This window comes from Amphibacillus indicireducens, assembly GCF_039539605.1.
Classification (GTDB): Bacteria; Bacillota; Bacilli; order Bacillales; family Amphibacillaceae; genus Amphibacillus; species Amphibacillus indicireducens.
The window spans coordinates 18061-29594 of sequence record NZ_BAABDL010000116.1 but is presented as its reverse complement, the minus strand read 5'-3'; the positions used below and the strand labels follow the sequence as shown (position 1 = coordinate 29594).

Annotated in this window: 10 protein-coding genes and 1 riboswitch; of the genes, 5 read left to right on the top strand and 5 right to left on the bottom strand. The window is 36.7% G+C overall.

All coding sequences use genetic code 11. The annotated features are described in order from the left end of the window. The first annotated feature begins 205 nt into the window (after positions 1-205). Positions 206-374, top strand: a riboswitch (M-box (ykoK) riboswitch). A 367-nt stretch (positions 375-741) separates the two neighbouring features. Then, positions 742-2103 carry a magnesium transporter gene (gene mgtE / locus ABD814_RS10405; RefSeq protein ID WP_344912894.1) on the top strand — a complete coding sequence of 454 codons (1362 nt, stop codon included), beginning with the start codon at positions 742-744 and terminating at the stop codon, positions 2101-2103. A 55-nt stretch (positions 2104-2158) separates the two neighbouring features. Here mgtE and ABD814_RS10400 read toward each other — a convergent pair whose 3' ends face one another. Continuing rightward, positions 2159-2809 carry a phosphatase PAP2 family protein gene (locus tag ABD814_RS10400; RefSeq protein ID WP_344912892.1) on the bottom strand — a complete coding sequence of 217 codons (651 nt, stop codon included), beginning with the start codon at positions 2807-2809 and terminating at the stop codon, positions 2159-2161. A gap of 385 nt (positions 2810-3194) precedes the next feature. Here ABD814_RS10400 and ABD814_RS10395 point away from each other — a divergent pair, with 385 nt between their 5' ends. Beyond that, the gene (locus tag ABD814_RS10395) at positions 3195-5111 is read left to right on the top strand and encodes a beta-glucoside-specific PTS transporter subunit IIABC (RefSeq protein WP_344912890.1); all 1917 of its coding nucleotides are present in this window, start codon (positions 3195-3197) and stop codon (positions 5109-5111) included. Positions 5112-5153: 42 nt separating this feature from the next. Then, the gene (locus ABD814_RS10390; protein WP_344912888.1) at positions 5154-6596 is read left to right on the top strand and encodes a glycoside hydrolase family 1 protein; all 1443 of its coding nucleotides are present in this window, start codon (positions 5154-5156) and stop codon (positions 6594-6596) included. Between the two features lie 125 nt (positions 6597-6721). Here ABD814_RS10390 and ABD814_RS10385 read toward each other — a convergent pair whose 3' ends face one another. The 4 genes from ABD814_RS10385 to ABD814_RS10370 form a co-directional block, all read right to left on the bottom strand. Beyond that, the gene (locus tag ABD814_RS10385; protein ID WP_344912886.1) at positions 6722-7438 is read right to left on the bottom strand and encodes a hypothetical protein; all 717 of its coding nucleotides are present in this window, start codon (positions 7436-7438) and stop codon (positions 6722-6724) included. After that, entirely contained in the window at positions 7428-8312 is an 885-nt protein-coding gene (locus tag ABD814_RS10380) for an ABC transporter ATP-binding protein (RefSeq protein ID WP_344912884.1), read from the bottom strand. Before ABD814_RS10380 ends, ABD814_RS10385 begins: the two co-directional genes overlap by 11 nt. Beyond that, positions 8309-8686 carry a GntR family transcriptional regulator gene (locus tag ABD814_RS10375; RefSeq protein ID WP_344912882.1) on the bottom strand — a complete coding sequence of 126 codons (378 nt, stop codon included), beginning with the start codon at positions 8684-8686 and terminating at the stop codon, positions 8309-8311. Before ABD814_RS10375 ends, ABD814_RS10380 begins: the two co-directional genes overlap by 4 nt. Before the next feature lie 147 nt (positions 8687-8833). After that, positions 8834-10681: a sialate O-acetylesterase gene (locus ABD814_RS10370; RefSeq protein ID WP_344912879.1), complete on the bottom strand. Its 1848-nt coding sequence runs from the start codon at positions 10679-10681 to the stop codon at positions 8834-8836. A gap of 174 nt (positions 10682-10855) precedes the next feature. Here ABD814_RS10370 and ABD814_RS10365 point away from each other — a divergent pair, with 174 nt between their 5' ends. Then, entirely contained in the window at positions 10856-11323 is a 468-nt protein-coding gene (locus ABD814_RS10365) for a CopY/TcrY family copper transport repressor (RefSeq protein ID WP_344912877.1), read from the top strand. Then, the gene (copZ, locus tag ABD814_RS10360) at positions 11310-11522 is read left to right on the top strand and encodes a copper chaperone CopZ (protein ID WP_344912875.1); all 213 of its coding nucleotides are present in this window, start codon (positions 11310-11312) and stop codon (positions 11520-11522) included. The genes ABD814_RS10365 and copZ overlap by 14 nt, the downstream gene beginning before the upstream one ends. The last annotated feature ends 12 nt before the right edge of the window (positions 11523-11534 follow it).

Genomic DNA, 11534 nt, shown 5'->3' with positions numbered 1-11534 from the left:
AAAATAACTGCTCAGCATTGATGGAGCAATCATTTTTTCGTTTATATAAGAATGGATACTGTAAAATCCCCGAAACAATCAATCTATTTAATAAACAGGTAATAATATGTAGTATCAACTAAAAATTCTGATTTCCTTATAAGAAAAGTCAGTTGATTAAAAATGAAGGATAAGTTATAATAAAAAGTGGTCTTAAAAATGAATAAAAAGCCTTCGTTAGGCCAGGCTCCTGTGACGGAGATACGCTACTGCCCAAAAATGTCTAAAGACGCCAATGGGTCAACAGGAACAATCGAATTAAGGTTGTTTTTAATGTAGCTGAATAACAAAATTCTATGCCGCACAGTGCTAAAGCTCTACGATTGAAGGGTATTTGTTAATTTTGTTGTGATTATTCTGAACTTAGATAAAGATTAATTTCAGTTGAAACTTATTTTAAACCAAAGATTCTAAGTTCAATGAGTAAAAAACAGAGTGATTAGTTAATAGCTGTTTTAAAAGTATTCACTTCTTAATTATATGTCGATTAAAACACCTTCTTTCGTAGGAGGTGTTTTTTAGTTTTTTTAAGCTTAAATTTATTTAAATTAGAGAAGGATGTGGGATGAATATGGATAATGATCAAGAGAGCGATTCGAATAGTAATTGTTGTTTGTATATCGTAAAAAAATACATTACTAGGATTCATCTTACGGCTCCTAACGGATAAGGTGGTTGATTCTTAGTATAGGAGGGTTTAGATTGGAAAAGTTAAATAAGCACAAACGTCACCAGTATTCTAAAATGGTTGTCGACACTTTAAAGAATGAAAAGATTAATGAGTTTCGCCATACTTTTTTAGACTTACATCCATCAGATCAGTTAGATATTTTTATTTCTTTAAATCAGGATGCTCGGGCAAAAGTGTATAGCTATTTAAGTCCAGAAGAATTTGCAAATGTGTTTTCTGGTTTAGATATTAGAGAACAAAAGCTATATTTTTTGGAATTAGCTGAAGAGTATTCATCAACAATGTTTAATTACATGTTTACCGATAATGTCGTGACCTTTTTAGCGGAGATCAATACAGAAAGAGCTGATGCAATTCTTGCTAATATGGATAAGGATAAGGCTCGACATGTAAAACGACTTCTGTCTTATGCCGAAGAAACAGCCGGATCGATTATGACGAAAGAATTGATTCGAATTTCTTCAACAGAAAAGGTATCCAATGTTCTGGAAAGACTTCGAGAAGAAGCGCCAACCGCAGAAATTATTTATTATCTTTATGTAACTAACGTCAATCAAGAATTGGTCGGTGTCGTTTCACTACGTGATTTAATAGTTGCCTCCCCAGAAGAAACAATAGAAAATATTATGAGTAAAAAAGTTATTTCTGTTGAGGAAGATTTGGATCAAGAAGATGTAGGGCATACAATTAAAAAGTATGACTTTCTTGCTGTTCCAGTTGTCTCGAAGGAAAATCATCTATTAGGGATTATTACAGTTGATGATATTATGGATATTCTAGAGGAAGAAGCGACTGAGGACTTTGAAGAATTATCAGCAACGAAAGGCTCAACAGATATAGACTTGAGTGGATATGAGACGGCTAAAATGCGTGGACCTTGGATCATTGCGCTTATGTTTTTAGGTATGTTAACTGCTGGTGTGATTGGTTATTTTGAAGAGACGTTAGAGGCTGTTGTTTTACTTTCCGTATTCATACCGTTAATTATGGATTCAGCGGGAAATGTTGGAACACAATCGTTAACGGTAGCTGTCCGTGGTCTTGCACTTGGTAACATTAAACAAGGCGGATTTTGGCGGATGATTAAGCGTGAGTTAACGGCAGGATTCTTGCTCGGTTTGGTTTGTATGGTATCGATCACAGTTTTAATTTCTGTCATATATGGAAATTGGATTTTAGCTGTAATTGTTGGGGTCTCACTTCTTTGTACGCTAACTGTTTCAACAGTTGTTGGCTTTATTGTCCCATTAATTATTAATAAGTTGAAGTTTGATCCGGCAATTGCATCAGGGCCATTTATTACAACAGTTAACGATATTTTAGGATTGGTTATTTATTTCTCAATTGCTACTGCGCTAATGCATCTTTTATAAGGTGCTAGATACACGAGTACAAATTAAATTGGGAAAAGAAAAATCATGTACTTCACTAGTTATAGTGAGATACATGATTTTTTTTGAGGATCAGTAAAATAAGGCAAAACCAAGTAGTCGAAATGCTTATTGCTCCAATGATGTCTGACATAAAATGAGCGTCTAAAAATATTCTACTTAAAGCAACGCCAATCATTAGTAGAAAACTAGAAAGATAAACTGTCCACTTTAAGAAGATGTTATCAATAAAAGAATAACTTAAATAGATGAGAAATAGAAAGAGCAGGGTCACTCTCATCATATGCCCACTTGGAAAACTATAAGAAGGAATATCAAATGAAAAACTGAAGACTTCAATAGAACTAACAATTCCACCCGGTCGCTCTTTTTGAAATAATATTTTTAATAGAAAGTTAAGTGCAACTCCACCAATAGAAATAATCATAAAGAAATGGAGTAACTGCCAATAGCGCTTGATTAAGAAAATAACTGAGATAACTACTGTTGCAAGTAAAATAATTTCACTAGATCCAATTAAAGAAATGATTAGCATGATTTGTTTTAGTACCTTAGTTGATATCCCCTCAATCCAAGCTATGACTTGATAGTCGTATAAATAACCATTAGATGGGGTTAACCAAAAGGCGACTGAAAGGAAGATGAACAAACTTATGGTGATCAAGCAAATGATTGCCCTATTTTTCATAAATAACTCCAATCGAACACATAATTAAATACAAACTTAATCTATCGTATAATCTAATGATTTTCCTGTCAATAGTATTGAGATCGTTCCAACAATTAAAGGTCAAATTTGAAATGATCAGAGGATAATTTAAAAAGGAGAGTACATATTGTTGAATAAGGGTATTAAACAATTAATGATTATAAATTAGTCAGATAAGAGTGTATTTTTTTGAAGATGACTTAGATAAATGCTATTTTAGCATAACCTGAATAATTTTGAAGATACTATTTATTATTAGCATTAATGAGCTACTCCTATTTATTTTTGATTGAGAGTGTGATTATGTTTTCAAAATTCATTCAGGTTTTTATATATTGCATTAAAATGATGAGGAGGTTATTAAATGAAGTATGAAGATTTGGCCAAAGATATTGTTGAAAATGTAGGTGGGAAAGAAAACGTCAGTAGTGTTGGTCATTGTATTACACGGCTACGATTCAAGTTGAAAGATGAGTCAAAAGCAAACACAGAATACTTAATGAATCATGATGAAGTAGTAACTGTACGACAAAGCGCTGGCCAGTATCAAGTTGTCATTGGCAACCACGTACCAGAAGTTTATAAAGCTGTTGCGGTGGTTGGTGGGTTCGAATCAGCTAGCTCGACTGATCAGGATGAAGGTGAAAAAGGGAGCTTATTCAATCAGTTTATCGCGATTATCTCTGGAATTTTCCAACCAATCTTAGCTGTATTGGTTGCTTCAGGTATGATTAAAGGTTTTAATGCTTTATTTGTTGCGCTTGGTTGGTTAAGTGATACAGATGGAACTTATGCAATTTTAAATGCAATTGGTGATGGTCTATTTTACTTCTTGCCAATCTTCCTTGGCTACACGTCGATGAAAAAGTTTGGTGGGTCACCGTTTCTCGGAATGGTGATTGCCAGTGCATTAGTTTATCCTGCACTTGACCCAACACTTGGTGGGATTACAGCAGGCGAACCATTGTATACATTGTTTACCGGCACACTTTTTGAGTCAAATGTTCATTTGGAGTTTTTAGGTATTCCAGTTATTTTAATGACCTATGCAATGTCAGTCATTCCGATTATTGTGGCAAACTATTTTGCATCAAAATTAGAAAATGCGTTAGCAAAGGTAATTCCAGATGTGATTAAAACATTTGTTGTACCAATGTTAACAATGTTAATCATTATTCCAGTTACATTTATTGTGATCGGGCCAATTGCGACATGGGCGAGTCAATTACTTGGGCAAGGAACGGTCTGGATCTATGAACTTAGCCCGATTGTTGCAGGTGCTTTCCTTGGTGGTCTGTGGTTAGTGTTTGTTATGTTCGGCCTTCATTGGGGACTTGTTCCAATTGCTCTTAATAACTTTGCTAGTCAAGGCTGGGATCCAATTCTAGCGTTAATCTTCGCTCACTCATTTGCTCTAGCTGGTGCGATTGCGGCGATATGGATTAGAACAAAGAGTGAAAAAATAAAATCACTTAGTTTTCCTGCGATTTTATCAGCTATCTTTGGGGTGACTGAGCCGGGAATGTACGGGCTTGCGTTACCATTGAAAAAACCGTTCATTTATACGTTGATCTCATCAGCAATTGGTGGTGCGATCATTGGTATATTTGGTACAGTCGGGCATAACATGGCTGGATTAGGAATCTTTCAATGGGCAAGTTTTGTCCATCCAGAGGAAGGTTTAAATACAGCATTCTTCGGTTCGGTTGTAGCTGTTGTTGTTGCCGCTATTCTGGCATTCGTATTGACGTACTTCTTTGGTGGGATTAATAAAGGTGAAGAAGATTCAGGTCAAATGACTTCAACGGCTGATGCAGGTGGAATCCAAAGTGAAATCATTGAGTCTCCGTTAGCTGGAGAAGTGATTAATTTAGCTGATACGTCAGATACTGCTTTTGCTTCAGGCGCGTTAGGCAGAGGGGTTGCGATTATTCCGAGTGAAGGTAAATTGGTCTCCCCTGTGAACGGAAAAATTTCTACATTGTTCGGGACAAATCACGCAATTGGAATTGAAACTGAACAAGGTGCTGAAGTCTTGGTTCATATTGGTGTCGATACGGTTCAACTTGATGGTGAATTTTTCAAAGCGCATGTAAGTCAAGGTAACACTGTTACAAAGGGGCAACTTTTAATTGAATTTGATATCGAGGGGATTAAAAATGCTGGCTATGACATTGTTACGCCAGTTGTTGTGACAAATGATAAGGAATATCAAAGAGTCGAATCCGTTAAATTGGGTGAGACAACAATCGGTGAACCGATTTTAGATTTAGAAAGGTAATTTCATTAAAATATTAGACCGACGAAAGGGGAATGTGGATAGATGTCAAATCAACAACGATTTCCAGAGCAATTTCTTTGGGGTGGAGCAACAGCAGCTAATCAGTTAGAGGGTGCTACGAATGAGGGTGGAAAAGGTCCGAATATTGCTGATGTTTTGCCTGGAGGAAAGCAACGGATTCAGATTTTAACCCAACCTGGGTTTGATTTTAAGCCGGATACTGAAAAATACCATTATCCGAATCATGAGGCGATCGATTTCTACCATCGATACAAAGAGGATATTGCGCTATTTGCCGAAATGGGCTTTAAAGCTTTTCGATTATCAATCGCTTGGTCGCGAATTTTTCCTAAAGGGGATGAAGAAGAGCCGAATCAAGAGGGAATTGATTTTTATCACCGGGTTTTTGATGAGTTAATCAAGTATAATATTGAGCCTGTAGTGACGATCTCGCATTATGAAATGCCTCTACATCTTGTTACTGAATATGGCGGTTGGCGCAATCGCAAGGTGATTAAATTTTTTGAACGCTACGTGACGGCAATCTTCACTGCGTACAAAGATAAAGTAAAGTATTGGATGACATTTAACGAAATCAATAGTGCGCTCGTGATGCCGATTATGAGTTTAGGTTTTTCAAAACTTGAAGATCCGAAGGCGAATGAGCAAGCTGTTTTTCAAGGCTTTCACCATCAATTTGTTGCGAGCAGTTTAGCAACAAAAATTGGTCATGAGATTATTCCAGAATCAGAAATTGGCTGTATGATCATTTATACACCGGTTTATCCCTATGATTGCCATCCAGATAATGTGTTGGATGCGCTTGAAAAGGAACAATTATTTAATTACTTCTGTACCGACGTTCATGTGCGTGGCGAATATCCGAGCTTTATCAATCGATATTTCAAGGAACATGGGATTGAGGTGGCCATGGAAGATGGTGACTTGGAGCTCATTAAAGAGTACCCAGTTGATTATATTGCTTTAAGTTACTACATGTCGCGGACTGAGAAAGCTGACCAATCAGATGTTGAAACAGCATCAGGGAATATCGTGTCAGGTGTGAAGAATCCACATCTCGAAGCGAGTGACTGGGGCTGGGAGATCGACCCTGTTGGCTTGCGTATTTCACTGAAACAATTGTATGATCGTTATCAAGTCCCACTATTTGTTGTTGAAAATGGTTTAGGTGCTTATGACAAAGTCGAAGCAGATGGGACGATTCAAGACGATTATCGAATCGATTATTTACGCGAGCATATCTCAGCAATTGGTGATGCAATTGAAGATGGTGTCGATGTGATGGGTTACACGAGTTGGGGTTGTATTGATTTAGTCAGTGCTTCAACTGGGGAATACTCTAAACGGTACGGTTTTATTTACGTCGATAAACACGATGATGGTTCAGGAACAATGGAACGAAAGAAAAAAGCGTCATTTGATTGGTACAAAAAAGTGATTGAAACAAATGGAGAAGAATTATAAAGGAACGTTAAAGAGACAGTGAGTTGATATGCTTCACTGTCTCTTTTTTATAGCTAAGTATGGATTGTGTGCGAACGCCCGCAATGACTGGGTGTTCGCACATAAAAGCTGCTAAGATTCAATTTTCATTCAATTTTAATCGGGATCCGTTTTGTAATCAGGCGGACAAGCCATAGTGCTAAACCGATTAAAGCAAGTGTGACCCCAAATTTATAGATGATTGGAATGTTGTCTGTCGAGAATAGAAGTGTTGATTCGATATAATATTCAATTCCGTGCTCCCACAGCAGACCAATGATTGATACAAAACTAATTCCTATCATGACAAAACTGATTGTTTTCAAACCGCCAAATCGATAATAACCTGATGCAATAATCCAACCAGCGATATAGTAACTAAGTAGAATTAAGCTTAGTGATCCAATTGGTACAATCCAAGTTGATCTTGTGTCTAAAAATGACACGCCACTTGACAAGGCATCGAAGTCAAACAAACTAAATATAAATGAAAGAATTGACCCAATAATGATAATGCTAAAAGACAGGCCAATAGCAGCTATCGCTGTTCCATGAAAGTAATCCTTCCGTGTGATGCCGTTTTTCACGGAAAATCCAAGCATTGCAAAGCATGTGAAAAGAGCAACGATTGCTAAATAAATTTTCGACGCACTATAAATTGATTCTACGATGCCTCGCTCCCATTCAGTGATGTCTGACAAGAAAAATGAAGCGATTATAGAAAGCGCGAAGACAACGATTAAATACCAAAATGTCCACTTCATTTGCATTGAATAAAAATCAAGTGCCAATTTCACAATATTCGAGTCTTTTTTAAGCTTCATGGGATCGCTCCTTTTTTGTTAAGTGGATAAATAAATCTTGTAGCGCTAACGGGCCAATTTCCAAATCAAGTCGTTTTGCTTCGATCTGTTTTTCCGCGTTAATCTCACCATAGACCATAACTGACTTTGTTCTCCCGAGCTGTTGACTATTTAATATGTTGAATGGTGCTGCAAAAGCATCAACGACGCCTGCATCACCAGTGATCGATGCACCTCGTTGGATAACTTGGTCAAATGATTCATCAATCATCATTTCTCCGCGATTTAAAATTAGCACATGATCAAAGAGGTAATCCATCTCTGAAACAAGGTGAGTTGATAAAATTAAGATTCTTGGGTTCCGATTTTGTTCTTCAATGACTTCTTGGTAAAAAAGTTCCCTACTTGGTGCATCCATGCCTAAATAGACTTCATCAAAAATTGTAATTGGGCATCTGCTAGCAAAACCTAAAATGATATTTAAAGCAGATTGCATTCCAGTGGAAAAATCTCTAATTGGTTTATCCAAAGGTAATTCAAAAAGTTCGACTAATTTATTTGCGTATTCCTGATCAAAGTTTGGTCGATACGATTCAGTGGCTTCTAGATAATCCGTTACCGTATCATATTCATTGCTATAGTCAACTTCATAAACAAAATTGATTTCAGACATGATGCGTCTATTTTCAAATGGATCCTCACCATTTACGCTTATTTGTCCTGAACTAGGTAGCTGAAAAGATGCCAACAAAGAAAGTAGTGTCGTTTTTCCAGCTCCATTGCGACCGATTAAGCCATACGTTTTTCCATGCTCTAATTTAAACGATACTTCTTTGATTGCTTCAAAATTTTTGAATTTTTTCGAAACATTGTTAAATTCAACGTGATAACTCATATGGATTCACCTTCCTTAACCTTTTTTATGACGTGACCGAGTTCTTCATCTGTTAGCTCTAACTTATTAGCCTCTTGCACCATCGGTAAGACATATCGATCAATAAATTCTTCTTTACGTTTTTCTAAAAGAGCATGACGAGCTCCTTTTTCTACAAATGTACCGATACCTCTCTTTTTATAGAGAATGCCATCATCGACAAGTAAGTTAATCCCTTTTGTGATCGTAATGTGGTTCACTTTGTAAAACTGCACCATTTGAGTTGTTGATGGAATTTGTTCATCTTCAATCAATTGTTTTTTTACAATTTGATCAGCAATTTTTTCTTTAATTTGAATGAAAATAGGCTTGTTCTCATCGAATGTTTGGGCCATTTGATATCACCTCCAGTTAATAATAGGGTGTATAGTTATATAGTTATGTATATGAGTATAAAACAATAAATTTTAATTGTCAATATCGTATATTAAAAAACCTTCGCTCACGTGCCCAATTGCACATAAACAAAGGTTTACGAGTAATTATTCAGTTGTAAATGGTGATGCAGGCAAGTCTTCTTTGTTATAGAGATTCGCTTGTTCTGGGTTATCAGACCAACCGTAGCGAACATTTTTTGGCTCAACGACATCTGGGTGGCTAACGATCACTCGATCATTTTCAATCTTGGCCTCTGCATGAACAAAGACATTGTCTGAACCAGCGATCACAAAACCATTTAGCTGCTCGCCTCTGACTATCAATCCAGAACCGAGATGGTTAAAGCTAATTTCAATTGTATTGTTGTTGACTTGATGTGACTGATAAAGTGGTCCCATGTATTCAACGTCTTGCTTGTAAGCAAGCGCATTTGCACACTTTGCTAATCTTTGGCCAACTGATTTTTTATCTTGTGGATGGAGATCATTTGCTTCACCGACATCAATTGAGACAGCCATGGCAGTATTTTTTACTTGCAATGATTTAAGCTGTTCGTTACGTAATTTCGCCCAATAGCTATCATTGTCGTCTCCACCAGTTTCTAAGTTAGCGAGTTGGACGAAAAGGAATGGGAAGTCACCAATTTGCCAAGTTTGCCGCCAATCATCAACAAGTTTTTCAAAAAGTTCATAATAGCCATTTGGTTTGCTAACGTTTGATTCACCTTGATACCAAAGCACACCTGACATCGGATAGTTTGAGATCGGTGCAATCATCCCATTGTAAAGCCCTCTCGGGAAGTATTGGAAAAATGTTCTTGGTTTAAGTGCTTCAGTAATCACGCCAACTTTATATTTCCATGCTCCAGTCAATGGAATTGTCTCTTGATCCGTGACAAGTTCGTAAGGCATGTCTTGGACAAAGCCACCGACAGATTCAGTCGTGAAGATTCTGACTGTAATCGTATTTTTCCCAGGTTTTAAAATCCCTTTTGAAACTGGATAACGTCTTGGTGGGTATTTATAGCCGGTGTGTCCAACTAGCTTACCATTGATATACGCGTAATCGCCATCAATTAATGTGCCTAGATTCAACATTGTTTCATGATCGGTAAAATCCTCAGCGAGTTCAATTGTTTTTTGGAACCAAACAGCACCTTTAATTGACTCAAGCTCTGTCCCTTCCCAAGAGTTTGGCACGTCGAATGTTTGCCAATCGCTTGTATCAGTATCTGCATTAAACCACTCTTCGATCATGCCTTGATCGTTACTGTTCAGTGCTTGGTGCCAGTCTTGTTCACGCTTATCTTCCATTGCCATTGTATCTTTGACGTATTGATCATCTTTACTTTGATCAAGAATTTCATCATATTCACCAAATTCACGTAAAGTCGCTTCTGTCATCCACGCTTCAATTGGTGTTCCGCCAACAGCTGATGCGATTAAACCAATTGGCACATTGTGCTCGCGGTAAATGTCAGCTGCAAAGAAATAACCAATTGCACTGAAATTTAAGACATCCTCAGGAGTTGCCTTTTTCCATTCACCCCCAATGAGTGTTTCTGTAGGTTGATGGAAATTATAAATTTGTGGCACACTAAACTGTCTAATTTCTGGATAGTTAACCGCTTTCATTTCATTACCAAATAAATCGAGTGTGCGAATAACAGGTAGCTCCATGTTTGATTGACCACTCAGAACCCAGACATCACCAATTAAAATGTCATCAATATGTATTTCTTTATTGCCAACAATTTTTAGTTGATATGGCCCACCTGGTTCTGTTGGATCAATAGTTACAGACCATTTGCCTGATGCTGAAGCAACATCAGTATATTTTTTTTCTAGAAAAGTGACTTCAATTTTTTGATTCGCGTCAGCCTCGCCTGAAATTGTTAATGGCTTGTTGCGTTGAATCACCATTCCATTACTAATTAAACTTGATAATTTCATTTTCCTCACCTCAAAAATGATTATATCACAAGCTTTTAGGTTCAACCTTATAAAAGAACGGATAAGTTTAAATTAATCCTTGACATCAATCGTTTACGAGTGTAAACTATAATTAAGGCGATGGATTACAATTGTAAACTAAAAATAATTTCAACTCAGAAAAGAGGGATGATTATGGCAGTCGCAGCAGATACGAAGATTACCGACTCTGAATGGGAAGTGATGCGGGTGGTCTGGGCGAATCAAGAAGTGACGAGTAAAGAAATCATTGACGTGTTAGAACAAAAGAAAGCATGGAAACCTGCAACGACCAAAACATTTATCGGTCGGCTAGTTAAAAAAGGCATGTTAAATACTAAAAAAGATGGTAACCGATATCTTTACTCAACAGATGTGAGTGAAGTTGCTTTTGTAAAAGCTATGTTTAACGACTTATTTGATAATGTCTGTGATCGACAAAAAGGTGATGTCGTTGCCTATTTACTTAGTCAAATTCGTTTAAGCTTTGCTGATGTAGAAAAAATTACGACTATTTTAACGGAAAAAGAAACTGAAGCAGTTGATTTGGTTCCGTGTAATTGTTTACCAGGTCAATGTCACTGTAAAATTATTAAGGAGGAGAATGATCATGAAAAAAATTAAATTAAAGGTAACTGGCATGTCTTGTAATAATTGTCTAAATCATGTTGAAACAGCTTTAGCTGAACTAGAAGGTGTTGAAAAGGTAAAGGTTAATCTTAAAAAAGGAATAGCTAATGTTAAATTTGATGAAACAATCCAGCAAGTCGACGATTTAATAAAAGCAGTTGATCAAGCTGGTTATCAGGCGGAATTAGCTTAATCTTTAAGAAAG